The organism is Massilia sp. Root351, assembly GCF_001425045.1.
Classification (GTDB): domain Bacteria; phylum Pseudomonadota; class Gammaproteobacteria; order Burkholderiales; family Burkholderiaceae_D; genus Rugamonas.
The window spans coordinates 591,925-610,238 of record NZ_LMDJ01000023.1 but is presented as its reverse complement, the minus strand read 5'-3'; the positions used below and the strand labels follow the sequence as shown (position 1 = coordinate 610,238).

Here is an 18,314-nt window from a genome sequence, read left to right as displayed (position 1 = left end):
AGCGAAGCAGGATAGTCGTAAGCGCGTCGTAGCTAGGCAGTGATTTACGGTATTCTGTCAGTTATTCATCATTTGACGAAATAAAAGAGGGGGACCGCCAAGTGCGGCCTGCTTTTGCGGAGTATACCGCAAGAGGTACAAGAGCAAAAACATGACAAAGAAGAAAGACATTGAATTTCTCCGTGTAACACACTTGCGCGGACCAAATATCTGGACCTACCGCCCGGTGATCGAGGCGTGGCTGGATATTGGCGAGCTCGAAAATTTCCCCTCTGACAAAATCCCCGGTCTGTACGAGCGCCTGACGGCCATCCTGCCGCACCTGGTGGAGCACCGCTGCGGCGTGGGCGAGCGCGGCGGCTTCAACGAACGCCTGCGGGACGGCACCTATGCCGGCCACATCCTCGAGCACGTGGTGCTGGAGCTGCAGAACCTGGCCGGCATGCGCACCGGCTTCGGCAAGACGCGCCAGACCTCCGAGGATGGCGTGATCTACAAGATGGCCTTCCGCACCCGCCAGGAACAGGTGGGGCGCGCCGCGCTGGCCGCCGGCCGCGAACTGCTGATGGCCGCCATCGAAGACCGGCCGTACGACCTGGCCGCCACCGTGGCCGAGCTGACCGACATGGTCGAGTCGCTGTGCCTGGGCCCGAGCACGGCCAACATCGTCGACGCCGCCACTGACCGCAAGATCCCATCGATCCGCCTGACCGACGGCAACCTGGTGCAACTGGGCCACGGCGCGCGCCAGCGCCGCATCTGGACCGCTGAGACCGACGCCACCAGCGCCATTGCCGAAGGCATTGCCAGCGACAAGGACCTGACCAAGAGCCTGCTGGCCTCGGCCGGCGTGCCGGTGCCGGAAGGCGAGCTGGTACGCAGCGCCGAAGAGGCGTGGGAAGCGGCCGAAGACATCGGCCTGCCCGTGGTGGTCAAACCCTACGACGGCAACCACGGCCGCGGCGTGACCCTGAACCTGACCACCGAAGCCGACGTGCACGCGGCCTACGAGCTGGCCGCGCGCAAGGGCGGCAGCAAGAGCGTGATCGTGGAACGCTTCATTGCCGGCGACGAGCACCGCCTGCTGGTGGTGGGCAAGAAGCTGATTGCGGCCGCCAAGGGCGAGTCGCTGTGGGTGACGGGCGACGGCCAGCACACCATCAAGCAGCTGTGCGACCTGCACATCAATATCGACCCGCGCCGGGGCGAGACCGAAGGCTCGCCGCTGGGCCTGATCAAGCCGCACGAGTCGGCCGAGATCATCCTCGAGCTCAAGCGCCAGAACATGACGCACGAATCGGTGCCGGCCGCCGGCCACAAGGTGCTGATCCAGCCGAACGGCAACGTGGCGGTGGACGTGACCGATCTGGTGCATCCGGACATCGCCGACATGGCTACCCTGGCCGCGCGCGTGATCGGCCTGGACATCGCCGGCATCGACCTGGTGGCGCAGGACATTTCGCGCCCGCTGGACCAGCAGGGCGGCGCCGTCATCGAAGTGAACGCCAGCCCGGGCCTGCTGGCCCATTTGAAGCCGGCCGAAGGCGGCCAGCCGCGCCCGGTGGGCGCCGCCATAGTCGACCAGCTGTTCGCGCATGACGACACCGGCCGCATCCCGGTGGTGGGCGTGGCCGGCGAACGGCACAGCGTGCTGATCGCCAACCTGACCGCCTGGCTGCTCGAAGTGAGCGGCAAGTCGGTCGGCCTGAGCTGCGAAGAAGGCATTTACCTGAACGGCCGCAAGGTGCCGCGCGGCCCGTTGACGGCCTGGGAATCGGGCCAGCGCCTGCTGCTCAACCGTAACGTGGAAGCGGCCGTGTTCCACAACGGCAGCCGCATGATCCTGACCGAAGGCCTGGCCTACGACAAGTGCTCGGTGGGCATCGTCACCGACGTGGCCGGCCACGGCGACCTGTCCGAGTTCTACATCGGCGACGAAGACGACATGTACGGCGTGCTGCGCACCCAGGTCGATGTGGTGCTGCCGGACGGCGCCGCGGTGCTGAACGCCGCCGAGCCGCAAGTGGTGGAAATGGCCGAGCTGTGCGACGGCGCGGTGATTTTCTACGGCCTGGACGAGCAGCTGCCAGCCATTGTCGAGCACCGCCAGGACGGCGAGCGCGCGGTGTTCATGCGCGCCACCGGCTTTGTGCTGGCGGCCGGCGCCAATGAAGTGGCGATGCTGCCGCTGTCCTGCATGCCGGCCAGCCAGAAAGGCAACGAGGAAGCCGTGCTGGCCGCCATCGCCGCCGGCTGGGCGCTGGGCCTGGAACCGGGCCTGATCGCCGCCGCGCTGCGCACTTTCAAGGCCAACTGAAACATCACTCAGCTCACGTAGACAGATCAGCAGATCACCCAGTTCACATACAGGACACAGGTAATGGAAGTTATTCGCATCCGCGCGCTGCGCGGTCCCAATCTTTGGAGTCACCACACGGCGGTCGAAGCCATCGTCAAATGCACGGCAGATGAAGAGAACATCGACAAGCTGCCCGGCTTCGAAGTACGCCTGCGCGCGCGCTTCCCGGGGATCGCTGCGCTGCAGCCGATCGGCCATGACGACGCGATTCCGATGGCGCACGTGCTCGAGCTGGCCACGCTGGCCCTGCAGGCCGAGGCCGGCTGCCCGGTGACCTTCAGCCGCACCACGCCGACGCTGGAAACCGGCATCTACCAGATGGTGGTGGAGTACACCGAAGAAGAAGTGGGCCGCCTGGCGGTGGAACTGGCCGAGCAGCTGCTGAAGTCCGCGCTGGACGACACGCCGTTCGACCTGCCCGGCGCGCTGGCGCAGCTGCGCGACCTGGACGAGGACGTGCGCCTGGGGCCGAGCACCGGCGCCATCGTGCACGCCGCCGTGGTGCGCAACATCCCCTTCAAGCGCATGACCAAGGGTTCGATGGTGATGTTCGGCTGGGGCTCGCGCCAGCGCCGCATCCAGGCCGCGGAGATGGATTCCACCGGTGCCATCGCCGAGACCATCGCGCAGGACAAGGAACTGACCAAGAAACTGCTGGACGCGGCCGGCGTGCCGGTACCGCACGGCCGCGCGGCCGAAGACGAGGAAGACGCCTGGAAGGCCGCCAACGAAGTCGGCCTGCCGGTGGTGATCAAGCCGAAGGACGGTAACCAGGGCAAGGGCGTGACGGTCAACATCACCACCCGCGAGCAGGTCTTCAAGGCCTTTGCCGCCGCGCGCGAATTCCGCGACGACATCCTGGTCGAGCGCTTCCTGCCAGGCCACGATTTCCGCCTGCTGGTGATCGGCAACAAGCTGATCGCCGCCGCGCGCCGCGACCCGCCGCACGTGGTCGGCGACGGCGTGCACTCGGTGCGCGAACTGGTGGAACTGGTGAACGCGGACCCGCGCCGCGGCTCCGGCCACGCCACCTCGCTGACCAAGATCCGATTCGATGACATCGCCCTGGCGCGCCTGGCGCTGCAAGGCTACGAGGCCGACTCGGTGCCGCCGAAAGGCCAGCGCGTGATCCTGCGCAACAACGCCAACCTGTCTACCGGCGGTTCGGCCACCGACGTGACCGACGACGTGCACCCTGAAGTGGCGGCGCGTGCGGTGGAAGCGGCGCAGATGATCGGCCTCGACATCTGCGGCGTGGACGTGGTGTGCGACAGCGTGCTGCAGCCGATCGAAGCGCAAGGCGGCGGGGTGGTGGAAGTGAACGCCGCGCCGGGCCTGCGCATGCACCTGACACCTTCCTACGGCAAGGGCCGTCCGGTGGGCGAAGCCATCATCTCGGCCATGTTCCCCGAGGGCGACGACGGCCGCATTCCCGTGGTGGCAGTCACCGGCACCAACGGCAAGACCACCACCGTGCGCCTGATCGCGCACCTGATGGCTTCCAGCGGCCTGCGCGTGGGCATGACCAATACCGACGGCGTCTACATCAACGGCCGCCGCACCGACAGCGGCGACTGCTCCGGCCCGCGCAGCGCGCGCAACGTGCTGCAGCACCCGGACGTGGACGCGGCCGTGTTTGAAACCGCGCGTGGCGGGGTGCTGCGCGAAGGCCTGGCTTTCGATCGCTGCAAGGTGGCCGTGGTGACCAATATTGGCGCCGGCGACCACCTGGGCCTGAACTACATCACCACCGTGGAAGACCTGGCGGTGCTGAAGCGCGTCATCGTGCAGAACGTGGACAAGAACGGCGTGGCCGTGCTGAACGCGATGGACCCCATCGTGGCCGGCATGGCGGCGTCGTGCAAAGGCAAGGTGACCTTCTTTGGCGCCGACCGCGAGCATCCGGTCATCGCCACCCACCTGGCGCAGGGCCGCCGCACGGTCTACATCGAAGACGGCCAGCTGATCGCCGCCGAAGGCAAGCACGCCGAAGCGGTGGCGCTGTCGGAAGTGCCGATCACGCGCAACGGCGCCATCGGTTTCCAGGTGGAGAATGTGATGGCCGCCGTGGCGGCGGCATGGGGCGCCGGCATCGACTGGGAGTCGATCCGCAAGGGTCTGGCCACTTTCGCCAACGACAGCGACAACGCGCCGGGCCGCTTCAACATGTTCTCGTACAAGGGCGCCACCGTGATCGCCGACTATGGCCACAATCCGGATGCCATGCTGGCACTGGTGCAGGCGGTGGACGCGCTGCCGGCCAAGCGCCGTTCGGTGGTGATCTCCGGCGCCGGCGACCGCCGCGACGAAGACATCCGCCAGCAGACCGAAATCCTGGGCAAGGCCTTCGACGACGTGCTGCTCTACCAGGACCAGTGCCAGCGCGGCCGCGCCGACGGCGAAGTGGTCGCGCTGTTGCGCCAGGGCCTGGCCGGCGCGCCGCGCACCAACTACGTCGACGAGATCAACGGCGAGTTCATCGCCATCGACACGGCGCTGGCCCGCCTGCAGCCGGGCGACCTGTGCCTGGTGCTGGTGGACCAGGTGGAAGAATCGCTGGCGCATATCGCCAAGCGCGTCGCCGAAGCTTAAGGCGGCCGCACCGGAATGGATGTTGAACAGCTGAAAGCGCACTGCGCGCAGTTTCCCGGCGCCGTGGCCACCTTGCACGGCGCCCCGAGCAACATCCTGGTGTACGCGGTGGGCGAAAAGTCGTTCGCCTATTTCAAGACCAGCGACCCTGAGCGCTGGCGCTTCAGCTTCCGCGCCTCGCCGGACCGCTTTCTGGAACTGACCGGCGTGCCCGGCGTCAAGCCGGCGCGCTATATGGGCCGCTTCCACTGGGTCACCATCGTCAATGTCCAGCACTTCCCGCAAGACTACCTGGCCGAGCTGGTGCAGTGGTCCTACGACAAGGCGCTGTCCAGCCTGAGCAAGCCCAAGCGGCTGGCGGCGCTGGGCGCCTAGCGCGGCGCCGGCGCAGCTAGCGCAGGATCTTTTCCATCGCCTTTCCCTTCGCCAGCTCGTCGATCAGCTTGTCCAGATAGCGGATGTTGCGCATCAGCGTATCGTCGATCAGTTCCACACGTATGCCGCACACCACGCCCTTGATCTGTGCGGCGTGCGGGTGCATGGCGGGCGCTTGTGCGAAGAAAGCGGCAACATCGTCTTGCTGTGCGATTTGCCGCTCCAGCCCGGCCTGGTCGTAGCCCGTCAGCCAGCAAATGATCTGATCGACTTCCTTTTTGGTGCGATTCTTCCGTTCCGCCTTCTTGACATACAGCGGGTAGACCTTGGCGAACGGCATCGTGAAAAGAGGGTGATTGGACATCGTCAATTCTCCTGGAACCGCCATGAAGCCAGAGTTTATATGTTCCATCTAACAGATGGAATGCGCAATTGCCTGTATGGTTGAACCTCAAGTTCGCATTCCACTTGCATAGGGGTACAACGATGAAGATTCCCAGCCTTCTTTCCTCCGCCCTGATGGGCGCTGTCGCCAGCGCCCGCTCCATGACGCCCATGGCGACTCTCGCTGCAGCGCGCTTGGCGCACCGCCGTACCAGCGGCGAACTGGTCCTCCTCGATCGGCCGGTGGTCAAGGCCGGTGCGTTGGCGATGGGGCTGGGCGAACTGGCCGGCGACAAGATGAAGAGTGCGCCGGACCGCACCGTGTTCCTGGGGCTGCTTGCGCGTGTCATGAGCGCCGGAATTGCAGGTGCCGCGCTGGCCCCGAAAGGCCGGGAGGGCGCAGGCGCGGCGGTCGCCATCGCAACCGCCGTGCCGCTTGCCTACTTGACGTTGTCCGTCCGCAAGCAAGCCATGGCGCGCATCGGACAAACCCGCAGCGGCTTGATCGAAGATGCGCTGGTGGTGGCGGCAGGCGCCGCCGTGGTGGCGCTGGCAACCAGGCGCGGCCACGAGTAGGCCGGCGCAGCCGAACAGCGTTTTCAGGCCGCGAGCGAGACGGCGGCAGGGGGCAGGGCGACGAGCCGCGCGGTGGCGCCTTCGACGAACTGGGGCGCGAACATGCGCTTTTCGGCCGCGCCGCCGGGATTGTCGATCAGGCTGTAGAGCAGTTCGGCCGCCGCGGCAGTCATTTGCTGCATCGGGTGGCGCAAGGTGGTCAGGTTGTAGCTGAGCCAGTTGGACGCCTCGACCGCATCGAAACCCGCCACCGACAGCTGCGCCGGCACGGCCAGCCCCAACTCGTGGCGCGCGCAGTCCAGGCAGCCGATGGCCATCACGTCACTGCCGCAGATGACGGCGTCTGGCACCCGGCCGCCGCTGCGGGCGATGATTTCGCGCAGCCCCAGCTTGCCGCTGGCGTAGTCGAAGTTGCCGCGCACGATGACGGCCTCCGGCAAGCCCAGTTCGGCCAGGCGCTCGCAGGCCCCGCGCCGGCGTTCGCTGGCCACCGCGTTGTCCTGCGCGCCGTCTATCATGCCGAACACGCGGTGCCCCGCCGCCGCCAGCCGCGAAACCAGCGCGCGCCCCGCTTCGTACTGGTCGCACGCTACCGTATTGGCGGCCTGGCCGCGCAGGTTGCGGTTGAATATCACCAGCGGCACGCGCCGGCGCTCGAACTCGGCCACTTGCGCTTCGCTGAGCGTGGCGGCGGCGATCACGCCGTCGACCTGGTATTGCCAGACGTCGTTCAGCACCAGGTCCAGCTCGCTTTCCTTGTGCAGCGTAAACAGCAGCACGCGCTTGCCGCCACGGGCCACGTGTTTGCTGAGTTCGGAGAGCGCTTCGGGATAGAACAGATTGGCGGCGTTGGAGATGATGACCGCCACCATATTGCTGCGCCGCGTGATCAGGCTGCGCGCCGCCGCGTTGGGAATATACTCGAGGCCGTCGGCCGCTTTCATTACCCGCGCATAGGTATGCTTGGAAACGCTGGCGCCGGGCTTGAAGCAGCGCGACACGGCCGATTGCGACACGCCCGCCACCAGCGCCACGTCGTAGGAGGTGACGCGGCGGTTTTCCCGCTGAATGGCGGCCTTGTGCTCGGCGATAGTGGGTGCCGGCGCGTCTTTTGTGGTTCTCATTGTCTCGTAGGCCAGCCGTTGCATGTTTATAGTTGTGACTTGAGGATAGCTCAGGATCTTACCTTGTGGCAATAGTTTGCACTGATTTGGCAAGCAAGTGTCGCTATTTCGGCGCAGCAAGACTTACGCCGCGGGGCGGTAGCCGGACCCGGCCGTTTCTGGTAGACTACCGCCCCTTCAACACACTGGAAGAGAGACATGGCCATAGCTTGCGGAGTCGATTTTGGCACGTCCAATTCCACGGTTGGCTGGGTGCGTCCAGGCCATCCCACCATGCTGGCCCTCGAGGACGGCAAAACCACCTTGCCTTCGGTGGTGTTCTATAACGCCGAGGACGAGGAAGTCACCTTCGGCCGCGCCGCCCTGGGCGAATACCTGGCCGGCTACGAAGGCCGCCTGATGCGCTCGCTGAAAAGCCTGCTGGGCACCAGCCTGATCGATGGCCAGACCGAAGTGGGCGGACGCGCGTTGCCGTTCCGCATGCTGCTGGCCAACTTCATCGGCGAAGTCAAGAAGCGCGCCGAACTGGCCTCCGGCCGCCAGTTCAACTCGGCCGTGTTCGGCCGCCCCGTGCACTTCATCGACGACAGCGCCGCGAACGACCAGCTGGCCGAGGACACGCTGGCCGAGATCGCCCGTTCGGTGGGCTTCAAGGACATCGCCTTCCAGTTCGAGCCCATCGCCGCCGCCTTCGACTACGAGTCGCAGATCGAGCGCGAAGAGCTGGTGCTGATCGCCGACATCGGCGGCGGCACTTCGGACTTTTCGCTGGTGCGCCTGTCGCCCGAACTGGCCAGGAAGGCCGAGCGGCGCGACGACATCCTGGCCACCGGCGGCGTGCACATCGGCGGCACCGATTTCGATAAATACCTGAGCCTGTCGGCCGTGATGCCGTTGCTGGGCTATGGCAGCCAGCTGAACAACAACAGCGAAGTGCCGTCGAGCTACTACTTCAACCTGGCCACCTGGCACACCATCAACCTGGCCTACACCAAGAAGATGTGGACCCAGCTGTCCGAACTGGTGCGCGACGCGCGCGAGCAGGACAAGCTGAGCCGCCTGCAGAAGCTGATCGACGAGCGCGCCGGCCACTGGCTGGCGATGAAGGTGGAGGAGGGCAAGATCGCGTTGTCCGGCGCCGAGCAGGTGGCGCTGGAGCTGGACCGCCTGTCGCCGGCCGTCACGCTGGACCTGAGCCGCAGCGGCTTCGATGCCGCCATCGGCCACCTGGTGGGCTCGGTCGAGCAAACCGTACAGAAGATGCTGGCCGACGCCGGCGTCAAGCCGGAGCAGGTGGACACGGTGTTCTTCACCGGCGGCTCCAGCGGCGTGCAGTCGCTGCGCGAACGCATCGGCGCGGTGCTGCCGGCGGCGCGCAAGGTGGAAGGCGACCTGTTCGGCAGCATCGGCGCTGGCCTGGCGCTGGACGCGGTGCGCAAGTTCGGGGGCGCGTGATGGCGGTGTACAGCAAGCCCATCGTGATGATCGACTTCGAGACCACCGGGCTCTCGCCCGACATGGGCGACCGCATCACCGAAGTGGCGGCGCTGCGCATCGAGGACGGCCGCATCACCGAGCGTTACGTCTCGCTGATCAATTGCGGGGTGCGGATTCCGTCCTTCATCACCGGCCTGACCGGCATTACGCAGCGCATGGTGGACACGGCGCCGCCGGTGGACGAAGTGGTGCCGGCGTTGTTGGCGTTCATCGGCGCCGACGCGCTGGCCGCGCACAACGCCAGTTTCGACGAGAAATTCCTGCGCGCCGAAAGCGCCCGCCTGGGCCTGGCGCCCGCGCACCAGGGCACGGTGTGTTCGCTCAAGCTGTCGCGCCGGGTGTTCCCCGCGCTGGGCAGCTACAAGCTGGGCCAGCTCTCCGGCCAGCTCGGCATCCGCTTCAAGAGCGCGGCCCACCGGGCCGAGTCCGACGCGGAAGTGGCGGCGCAGGTGCTGCTGCACATTGCCCGCCACCTGGGCGACACTTACGGCCTGCCCGCCGTGGCGCCGGAACTGCTGCTGTCGGTCAACAAACTGGCCGCCGCCAAAGTGCATGCCTACCTGCTCAAGCAGGCGGACGCCGGCGCACAACGTTAGTATTTCCACAAGGCTATCAATTCGCAATTTCGATTGAGCGGGATCAAACGCGCGTCCGCCTGACTGTCTAAGCTTGAGGCACACGCGACGCAAAGGGCCATCATGGACCACCGCCATCCCACAGCCGACACCTCTGTTTTCACCTGGTACCGGGATGCGGCCGCGCGCGGCGATCCCTATGCCCAGTTCAACCTGGCATTGCTGTACAAAAAAGGCCAGGGCGTGCGCCGCGACGAGGAACGCGCTTTCGTCTGGATGCGGCTGGCCGCGCTGCAAGGCCTGGCCTTCGCCCAGAACCACGTCGGCGCCATGTATTACAACGGGCGCGGCACGCCTTGCCGCGACGGGGAAGCCGCGTTCTGGTTCCGCCAGGCCGCCGACCAGGGCGACGCGTCGGCCCAGCAGAACCTGGGCCAGATGTACCGCAAGGGACGCGGCGTGCCGCACAGCGAGGCCGATGCGCTGGCCTGGTTCAGCCGTGCCGCGGAGCAGGGCGTGGCCAGCGCGCAGGCGCTGACCGGCGAAGCCTACCTGCTGGGCCTGGGCGCGCCGCGCAACGAAGCACTGGCGCTGGCCTGGCTGCGCAAGGCGGCGCTGCAGGGCGACGCCGGCGCCCAGCTCAACCTGGGGCTGATGCACCGGCGCGGCCAGGGCGTGCCGCCCAGCGACGCGGCCGCGCTGGCCTGGTTCCGGCAAGCCGCCGCGCAAGGCCATCCGGCGGCGCAGCGCCAGGTCGGCGTGGCCTATGCCGAAGGGCGCGGCGTGGCGCCCGACCAGCGCCGCGCGTACTGCTGGCTGGCGCGCGCCGCCGCGCAGGACGACGTCGATGCGCAATTCAACCTGGGCGTGCTGCTGGCCAACGGCTTCGGCGTGGACCGCGACGAGCCGGAAGCGTTCATCTGGTACCGCCGCGCCGCCGAGTCCGGCCATGCGCTGGCGCAGTACAACCTGGGCGCCATGTATGCGCAGGGGCGCGGCGTGGCGGCCGACGCGGGGCGCGCGCTGGAATGGTATTGCCTGGCCGCCGCGCAGGGCGTGGCCAACGCGCAGTTCAACGCCGCCGTCATGTACGCCAACGGCCAGGGCGTGCAACGGGACGAGGCGCGCGCCGTGGCCTGGTACCAGGCGGCGGCCGGGCAGGGCGACGCCAGCGCCCTGAACAACCTGGGCGTGATGTACGCCAACGGCCAGGGCTTGGCGCGCAGCGACGAGGAGGCCGTGGCCTGCTACCGCCAGGCCGCTGAGCAGGGCCATGCGCTGGCGCAGTACAACCTGGGCGGCATGTACAACGGCGGGCGCGGCGTGGCGCGCGATCCGGTGCAAGCCTATATGTGGATCTCGGTGGCGGCCGCCAGCGGCAACGCCAGCGCCGCCGTGCAGCGCGAGCAGATGCGCGCCAGGCTGAGCGAGGCGCAACTGGCCGACGCGCAGGCGCTGGCGGCGCAATTCCTGCCGGTCCCCGGCCAGGGCGCGCGCCCAAACGGTCCGCAAGCGGATGCCTGAGCCGGCTTCAAGCCGGTTGGCGGCGGTCCACGAACAGGCTGTTGCCGTGGATCTTCTTGGCCTGCTTTTTCGCGTCGGAGGCCTGGGTGGCGATCTGGTGGTGCGAATAGTACTGGTGCGGCTCCACCCGTATCGTGCCAAGTGACAAGCTCATCATTGAGTAGAACACTTTCTTGCCTTGCCTGTCCTCGCTGATATAGCCGCCGCGCTCGCGGTCTTCCAGGCTGTAGTAGTCCAGCACGCCGGCCTCGAAATCGGCCAGGATGGCGCGGCAGCGCGCTTCCCAGTCTTCGCTCTGGAACAGCAGCATGAAATCGTCGCCGCCGATGTGGCCGATGAAGTCGCGGTCCGGGTCGCAATGGCTGCTCAGGATGCGCCCCGTCATCTGGATCACGTCGTCGCCGCGCCGGTAGCCGTATACGTCGTTGAAGGGCTTGAAGTGGTCCAGGTCGCAGTAGCACACCCAGAACCGGGTGCCGCTCTCGAGCAGGCGGTCGATGTGCTCGTTGATCGGCACATTGCCCGGCAGCTGGGTCAGCGGATTGGCGTAGCGCGCCGCATGGATCTGCATCTGCGTGATCTCGCGCATCAGGTCGTGGCCGGTGCCCATGCCCAGGTAACGCCCGTGCTCGGTGATGATGAAGCCGTTGAACAGGTGGTGCGCGGCCGATTCCACCATGCGGTAGGACAGGTCTTGCAGGCTGGTGTCCTTGTCGGCGATCAGCGGCTTGGGGTCCATGAACTGGCGGCAGGATTTTTTGCCGTACAGTTCGCGCTGGTAGGGCCGCGCGAAGTGGTCGATCATGTCGAAGCGGCTGATCAGCCCCAGCGGCACGCCGTCGTCCACCACCGGGATGATCAGCAGCTTGGGCTCGGCCATGAAGATTTCGTAGACTTCGTTGTTGCTTAGCGACGGCGCCACCGCCGCCACCTCGTGCAGCAGCTTGGCGATGGTGGCGGCCTGCTTCTCGCCGCTGCGCTGCGGATACACCGCCACGCCATTGCGGCTCAGCGCCTTGGCCACCTCGGCTGGCAGGGCGCGCGCCGGCGCGCTGTGCGGCCGTCCCAGGTGGTAGCCCTGGCCGTAGGCCACGCCGATGTCGCGCAGCACCAGCAGTTCGGCCTGTGTTTCGATGCCTTCGGCGATCACCAGCGTGTCCGACTTGTCGGCGATTTCCTGGATCGAGCGCACGAACTGCAGCTTCACCGGGTCCTGGTTGATCCCCTGGATGAAGTGCATGTCGATTTTCACGTACTCGGGCCGCAGTTCGGACCACAGGCGCAGGCTGGAGAAGCCCTCGCCCAGGTCGTCGATGGCGATCTGGAAGCCCATGTTGCGGTAATGCAGCACCGCTTCGCGCATCAGCTCATAGTCGTAGGTGGGCTGGTTCTCCGTCAGCTCGATGATCACGCGGTCCGGGTTGATGCCGATCTGGTGTATGTATTGCAAGGTTTCGCCGCGCGTACCGTCGGGTTGCAGCAACAGGCATTCGGGGCTCACGTTGAGGAACAGCTTGCCCGGCAGCTTCAGTTCGGCGAAGCGCTCCAGCACCACGCGCCGGCACAGGTGCTCCACCTCCACCGTGCGGCCGCAGGCGCGCGCCGCCTTGAACAGGTTCAGCGGCGAGTGCAGCGGGCTGTCGGATGGCCCCCTGATCAGCCCTTCGTAGGCGATGATCTCGCCGTCCTGCATGCGGGCGATGGGCTGCAGCAGCGCGCTCAGCTGGCGGCGCTCGATGATGTCGTTCAGTTGCATGCGCAGCAAGGCATCGTCGTCGGGCGCGGGCCGCAGGTAGGCCACATTGTTCATGATAGGCAGGCAAGAAAGTAGCAACCCTGCCATATTAGGCATCGAATATGACAGGGTGATGAATTCAGGAAACTACTTAACGCCTCAGGCGGCTGGCGCTACAATAGGTTTTCCTCTATTCCGCGCCGCGTCTCTCCCGATGAGCATACTGATTCACCGCATGGCAGCCGCCGCTACCCTGTGCCTCACGGCGGGCGGCGCCGGCGCTTCCGGACTGGCCGTGCACGTGGCCGACACTGCCGGCGCGCCACTGCCGGACGCCGTGGCCTGGCTGGAGCCGGAGGCCGGCCAGGGCCAGGCCAAGCCGGCCAAGGGCGCGGAAATCGAGCAGAAGGGCCTTAAATTCTTGCCGCTGGTGACCGTGGTGCAGACCGGCAGCCGCATTGATTTCCCGAACAACGACAAGGTGCGCCACCACATCTATTCCTTCTCGCCGGCACACAAGTTCGACCAGAAACTGTACTCGGGCACCTCGGCCACGCCGCAGATTTTCGACAAGCCCGGTGTGGTGGTGCTGGGCTGTAATATCCACGACAAGATGGTGGCCTACGTGCGGGTGGTGGACACGCCGTACTTCGCCAAGGCCGACGCCAGCGGCCTGGGCCGCGTGGACGCGCCGGCCGGCAAGTACGTGCTCAAGGTCTGGCATTTCAATATGGCCGGCGGCCAGCCTTCCGAGCAGGCGGTGGCGATTAAGGCCGGCGAGGCGTACGGCACGGCCAGCTTGCGCCTGGCCATGAAGCCGCCCGCCGGCGGCGACGCGCTGTAGGAGCCTGCATGCGCTTCCGATTCCGCAGCCTGGAAAGCCGCATCGCCACCTTATTCCTGGTGCTGATCGTCGCAGTGCAGGTGGTGGGGCTGCTGGTGATCCAGGGCGGCATCGACAGCAACGCGCGCGCCGCCATCGGCGTGGAACTGAACAACGGCGCCAAGGTGTTCCGCCGCCTGCTGGAGCAAAACGCGCAAAGCCTGCGTTTCGGCGCGCGCCTGCTGGCGCGCGACACCGCCTTCGTGGCCGCCATCGGCAACAACGACGAATCGGACCGCGCCACCATCGAGTCGGCGCTGGCCAACAGCGGGCGCCGCATCAAGGCCACCGCCTCCATGCTGGTATCGGCCGAGCGCAAGATTACCGCCACCACCAGCGAGGCGCAGTCGGCCGGCCTGGAAAAGCTGGTCATGAGCATGCTGGACCAGGCCGAAGCGTCGGACGGCGCCAACGGCATTGCCGTGGTCGACCGCTATCCCTACCAGGTGGTGGTGATGCCGGTGAAAGCGCCCATCGTCATCGGCTACATCGTGATGACCTTCCCGATCGACGGCCAGCTGGCGGCCGAGATGCAAAGCGTAAGCGGCTTGCACACCTCCATCCTCACGCGCGACCGCCAGGGCAATTTGCTGCCGGTGGCGTCCACGTTCGGCGTGCCCGTCATCTCCGGGCTGGTGCAGCAATTGCGCGCCGCGCCGGCGCGCCCGGACGCCCCGTTCGACCTCGACGTGCAGGACGCGCGCTACAGCGTGCGCCAGCTGCTGATCGGCGAGGATGCCGGCCAGGCCGTTACCGTGCTGCTGGCGCGCTCCATCGATGAAGCGATTTCCGAGTATGCACGCCTGGAGCGCTGGCTGCTGGGCCTGGCCATTGCCGGCATCCTGATCTCGGCCGCCGTCAGCGTCTTCACCGCCAAGCGCATCGCGCAGCCGCTGACGCTGCTGGCCGACACCGCCAAGCGCCTCGAGCGCGGCGACTACAAGGGCCAGATCGAATTCAAGCGCGAGGACGAAATCGGCGCGCTGGCGCAGGCGTTCGACAGCATGCGCGACGGGATTGCCAAGCGCGAGCAGGAAATCCGCCGCCTGGCATACTGGGACACCCTGACCGGCCTGCCCAACCGCGCCCAGTTCGTGCTGCACCTGAACGATTCCCTCGCCGAGGCGCGCAAACGCGAGTCCTCGGTGTTCGTGCTGATGATGGACCTGGACCGCTTCAAGCACGTCAACGACGTCATGGGCCACAGCTTCGGCGACGCGCTGCTGCGCCAGGTGGCGGGGCGGCTGCAGCTGCAACTGGCCAACCGCCGCAACACGTCTGCGCAAGTGGCGCGCCTGGGCGGCGACGAGTTCGTGGTGCTGCTGCCCGATACCGCGCTGGAACAGGCGCAGCTGATTGCGCGGGAAATCCTGGCCGCGCTGGAAACCCCGCTGTCGCTGGAAGACCAGATGGTCGACATCGGCGCCGGCTTGGGCATTGCCGGCTATCCGCTGCACGGCGACAGCGCCGAGGCCATCCTGAGCGCGGCCGAGGTGGCCATGTACACCGCCAAACAGCGCAACGACGGCGCCGTGGTGTACGACGCCGGCTTCGACAAGTCCAGCGAGCAAAGCCTGTCGCTGCTCACCGAGCTGCGCAACGCCATCGAGCGCAACGAGTTCCGGCTGTTCGTGCAACCGAAGATCCTGCTCGATTCCGGCAAGGCGGTGGGCGCCGAGGCGCTGGTGCGCTGGGTGCACCCGGAACGCGGCAATGTGTTCCCCGACCAGTTCATTCCCTTCGCCGAGCAGACCGGCTTCATCCGCGTGCTGACGCGCTGGGTGATGGAGCAGTCGGCCGTGCTGTGCCGCCAGCTGGCCGAGCAGGGCATCGCGCTGAAAATCTCCGTCAACCTGTCCACGCGCGACCTGATGGACCAGGACCTGCCGGTGAAGTTCGCCGACTTGCTGGCGCAGCACCAGCTGGGGCCCGGCTCGTTTTGCCTGGAGATCACCGAAAGCGCCATCATGGACGATCCGGTGCGTGCGCAAAATACGCTGGAGCGCCTGCATGCCATGGGCCTGGAGCTGTCCATCGACGACTTCGGTACCGGCTACTCGTCGCTGGCCTACCTGAAACGGCTGCCGGTGGACGAGCTGAAGATCGACAAGTCCTTCGTCATGAATATGGAGCACGACATTGGCGACACCAAGATCGTGCGTTCCACCATCGACCTGGGCCACAACATGGGCTTGCGGGTGGTGGCCGAGGGCATCGAGACCGAAGCCGTGTGGCGCCTGCTGGCGCGCATGGGCTGCGACCAGGGGCAAGGTTATTTCATGAGCCGCCCCATGCCGGCCGGGCAGCTGGCCGGCTGGCTGGAGCAGTGGCGGCCGCCGATCGCACTGGCCGGCAGCGGCGCCGTGCCGGCCGCGCTGGCCGAATAAAAAGCGCCGCAGCGCCCTCTGGAACATTTCAAATTTGTCACATTCCACGCTATGATCGATTTCGGCGTGGCAATAGCCGTGCCTTCCCCGAACAACATTGGACGAGAATAATTCCTATGCAATTACGACGTGCTTCCCTGATCTTCGCGCTGGCCGCAGCCTTCAGCGGCGCCGCGCTGGCGCAAACCTGCCCCGGCAACGGCTCGGCGGTCAGCTATCCGCTGACCAAGAAGGTCGACCAGCAGGACAACTACCACGGCACCATGGTGGCCGATCCTTACCGCTGGCTGGAAGACGCCAACAGCGCCGAGACCAAGGAATGGGTGGACGCGCAGAACAAGCTGACGCAGGGTTACCTGGGCCAGATTCCGGCGCGTGAAGCCATCAAGGCGCGCCTGACCAAGCTGTGGAACTTCGAACGCTACGGCGTGCCGTACAAGGAAGGCGGCCGCTACTTCTACAGCCGCAACGACGGCCTGCAGAACCAGTCCGTGCTGTACACCATGAAGACCTTGACCGACACGCCGCGCGTGCTGCTCGATCCGAACACGCTGTCCAGCGACGGCACCGTGGCGCTGGCCGGCGCCGCCGTCAGCCCGGACGGCAAGCTGCTGGCCTACAGCACCGCCGCTTCCGGCTCCGACTGGAACGAGATCAAGGTGCGCGCCATCGACAGCGGCAAGGACACCGAGGACCACATCAAGTGGGTCAAGTTCTCCAGCACTGCCTGGAATCACGACGGTTCCGGCTTCTACTACAGCCGCTACGACGAGCCGACCGAAGCGACCAAGCTGGCCGGCGTGAACTACTTCCAGAAGCTGTACTTCCACAAGATCGGCACGCCGCAAAGCGCGGACGTGCTGGTGTATGACCGCCCCGACCAGAAGGAGTGGGGCTTTGGCGCCGAGGTGACCGACGACGGCCGCTACCTGATCATCAACGGCAGCCATGGCACCGAGCGCAAGAACCGTGTCTTCGTCAAAGACCTGAGCAAGAAGGACGCCAAAGTGGTCGGCCTGCTGGAGCAGTTCGACGCCTCCTACGACTTCATCGCCAACGAAGGCCCGCTGTTCTACTTCCGCACCGACAAAAACGCGCCGAAGTCGCGCATCATCGCGATCGACATCCGCAAGCCGGCGCCGGACCAGTGGAAAGAGCTGGTGCCCGAAGCTGCCGAAACGCTGACCTCCGCCAACATCATCAACAAGCAACTGGTGCTGAACTACCTGACCGACGCGCACAGCGCCGTCAAGATCTTCGACCTGAAGGGCAAGCCGGTGCGCACGCTGGACCTGCCGGGCATCGGCTCGGCGGCCGGCTTCAACGGCAAGGCCAAGGACAGCGAAACCTTCTACGCCTACACCAGCTTCACCACGCCGTCCACCATCTACCGCTACGACATGAAGACCGGCAAGAGCAGCGTTTACCGCCAGCCGAAAGTGGACTTCGACCCGGCAGCGTACGAAACCCGCCAGCAGTTCTTCACCAGCCGCGACGGCACCAAGGTGCCGATGTTTATCGTGGCCAAGAAGGGCATCAAGCTGGACGGCAGCAACCCGACCTATTTGTACGGCTACGGCGGCTTCAACGCCTCGATGACGCCGTCGTTCTCGGTGGCCAACCTGGCGTGGCTGGAAATGGGCGGCGTGTACGTGCTGGCCAACCTGCGCGGCGGCGGCGAGTACGGCGAAGCCTGGCACAAGGCCGGCACCAAGCTGCAGAAGCAGAACGTGTTCGACGACTTCATCGGCGCGGCCGAATGGCTGGTGGCCAACAAGGTCACTTCGCCTGCCAAGCTGTCGATCGGCGGCGGCAGCAACGGCGGCCTGCTGGTGGGCGCAGCCATGACGCAGCGTCCCGACCTGTTCGCCGCTGCCATTCCGGCCGTGGGCGTGATGGACATGCTGCGCTTCCAGAAGTTCACCATCGGCTGGGCCTGGACCTCGGACTACGGTTCGTCGGACAACCCGGAAGAGTTCAAGGCGCTGGTCAAGTACTCGCCGCTGCACAACCTGAAGGCCGGCAGCTGCTATCCGGCCACCATGGTCACCACGGCCGATCATGACGACCGCGTGGTGCCGGCGCACAGCTTCAAGTTCGCCGCCGCAGCGCAAGCCGCGCAAGCCGGCGCCAACCCGATCCTGATCCGCATCGATACCAAAGCCGGCCACGGCGCCGGCAAGCCGACCGCGAAACAGATTGAAGAAGTGGCCGACCGCTGGGGCTTCCTGACCCGCGCCCTGCAGATGGACGCGCCAGCTGCGCCGGTCTCGGGCGGCAGCCAGTAATACGGCCCGGCAGGG

Annotated in this window: 13 protein-coding genes; 10 read left to right on the top strand and 3 right to left on the bottom strand. The window is 66.3% G+C overall.

Annotated features, from left to right (window positions below; translation table 11 throughout):
- Positions 1 to 151: 151 nt before the first annotated feature.
- The 3 genes from cphA (ASD15_RS19675) to ASD15_RS19665 all read left to right on the top strand — a co-directional run bounded on the left by cphA (ASD15_RS19675) (position 152) and on the right by ASD15_RS19665 (position 5,326).
- Positions 152 to 2,317 (top strand): cyanophycin synthetase, encoded by a 2,166-nt coding sequence (cphA, locus tag ASD15_RS19675; RefSeq protein WP_057156682.1) that lies wholly within the window; start codon positions 152 to 154, stop codon positions 2,315 to 2,317.
- A gap of 63 nt (positions 2,318 to 2,380) precedes the next feature.
- Positions 2,381 to 4,951: a cyanophycin synthetase gene (gene cphA / locus ASD15_RS19670; RefSeq protein WP_057156681.1), complete on the top strand. Its 2,571-nt coding sequence runs from the start codon at positions 2,381 to 2,383 to the stop codon at positions 4,949 to 4,951.
- Positions 4,952 to 4,966: 15 nt separating this feature from the next.
- Positions 4,967 to 5,326, top strand: a complete 360-nt coding sequence (locus tag ASD15_RS19665; RefSeq protein WP_057156680.1) for an MmcQ/YjbR family DNA-binding protein — start codon at positions 4,967 to 4,969, stop codon at positions 5,324 to 5,326.
- Positions 5,327 to 5,342: 16 nt separating this feature from the next.
- On the opposite strand, the gene ASD15_RS19660 is transcribed toward ASD15_RS19665, so the two are convergent.
- The gene (locus tag ASD15_RS19660) at positions 5,343 to 5,690 is read right to left on the bottom strand and encodes a DUF2200 domain-containing protein (RefSeq protein ID WP_057156679.1); all 348 of its coding nucleotides are present in this window, start codon (positions 5,688 to 5,690) and stop codon (positions 5,343 to 5,345) included.
- Positions 5,691 to 5,812: 122 nt separating this feature from the next.
- Between ASD15_RS19660 and ASD15_RS19655 the strand changes: the two genes are divergently transcribed.
- Positions 5,813 to 6,286 (top strand): hypothetical protein, encoded by a 474-nt coding sequence (locus tag ASD15_RS19655; RefSeq protein WP_057156793.1) that lies wholly within the window; start codon positions 5,813 to 5,815, stop codon positions 6,284 to 6,286.
- A 23-nt stretch (positions 6,287 to 6,309) separates the two neighbouring features.
- Here the strand turns inward: ASD15_RS19655 and ASD15_RS19650 are convergent, their stop codons facing one another.
- A complete protein-coding gene (locus ASD15_RS19650) occupies positions 6,310 to 7,410 on the bottom strand; it encodes a LacI family DNA-binding transcriptional regulator (protein WP_057156678.1) in 1,101 nt (366 codons plus the stop codon).
- 198 nt (positions 7,411 to 7,608) lie between these two features.
- On the opposite strand from ASD15_RS19650, the gene ASD15_RS19645 reads away from it, so the two are divergent.
- The 3 genes from ASD15_RS19645 to ASD15_RS19635 all read left to right on the top strand — a co-directional run bounded on the left by ASD15_RS19645 (position 7,609) and on the right by ASD15_RS19635 (position 11,006).
- Positions 7,609 to 8,865, top strand: coding sequence for an Hsp70 family protein (locus ASD15_RS19645; RefSeq protein ID WP_057156677.1), 1,257 nt, complete (start codon positions 7,609 to 7,611; stop codon positions 8,863 to 8,865).
- Positions 8,865 to 9,503 carry a PolC-type DNA polymerase III gene (locus tag ASD15_RS19640; RefSeq protein ID WP_057156676.1) on the top strand — a complete coding sequence of 213 codons (639 nt, stop codon included), beginning with the start codon at positions 8,865 to 8,867 and terminating at the stop codon, positions 9,501 to 9,503. The genes ASD15_RS19645 and ASD15_RS19640 overlap by 1 nt, the downstream gene beginning before the upstream one ends.
- Before the next feature lie 102 nt (positions 9,504 to 9,605).
- Positions 9,606 to 11,006, top strand: a complete 1,401-nt coding sequence (locus tag ASD15_RS19635) for a tetratricopeptide repeat protein (RefSeq protein ID WP_057156675.1) — start codon at positions 9,606 to 9,608, stop codon at positions 11,004 to 11,006.
- A gap of 7 nt (positions 11,007 to 11,013) precedes the next feature.
- Here the strand turns inward: ASD15_RS19635 and ASD15_RS19630 are convergent, their stop codons facing one another.
- Positions 11,014 to 12,816: a GGDEF domain-containing protein gene (locus ASD15_RS19630; RefSeq protein WP_057156674.1), complete on the bottom strand. Its 1,803-nt coding sequence runs from the start codon at positions 12,814 to 12,816 to the stop codon at positions 11,014 to 11,016.
- A 139-nt stretch (positions 12,817 to 12,955) separates the two neighbouring features.
- Here ASD15_RS19630 and ASD15_RS19625 point away from each other — a divergent pair, with 139 nt between their 5' ends.
- From ASD15_RS19625 to ASD15_RS19615, 3 genes are all read left to right on the top strand, one after another.
- On the top strand, positions 12,956 to 13,585 hold the full coding sequence (locus ASD15_RS19625) for a methylamine utilization protein (protein ID WP_229418267.1): 630 nt from the start codon (positions 12,956 to 12,958) through the stop codon (positions 13,583 to 13,585).
- An 8-nt stretch (positions 13,586 to 13,593) separates the two neighbouring features.
- Entirely contained in the window at positions 13,594 to 16,011 is a 2,418-nt protein-coding gene (locus ASD15_RS19620) for a bifunctional diguanylate cyclase/phosphodiesterase (RefSeq protein WP_057156672.1), read from the top strand.
- A gap of 116 nt (positions 16,012 to 16,127) precedes the next feature.
- The gene (locus ASD15_RS19615; RefSeq protein ID WP_082551961.1) at positions 16,128 to 18,299 is read left to right on the top strand and encodes a prolyl oligopeptidase family protein; all 2,172 of its coding nucleotides are present in this window, start codon (positions 16,128 to 16,130) and stop codon (positions 18,297 to 18,299) included.
- Positions 18,300 to 18,314 lie beyond the last annotated feature (15 nt).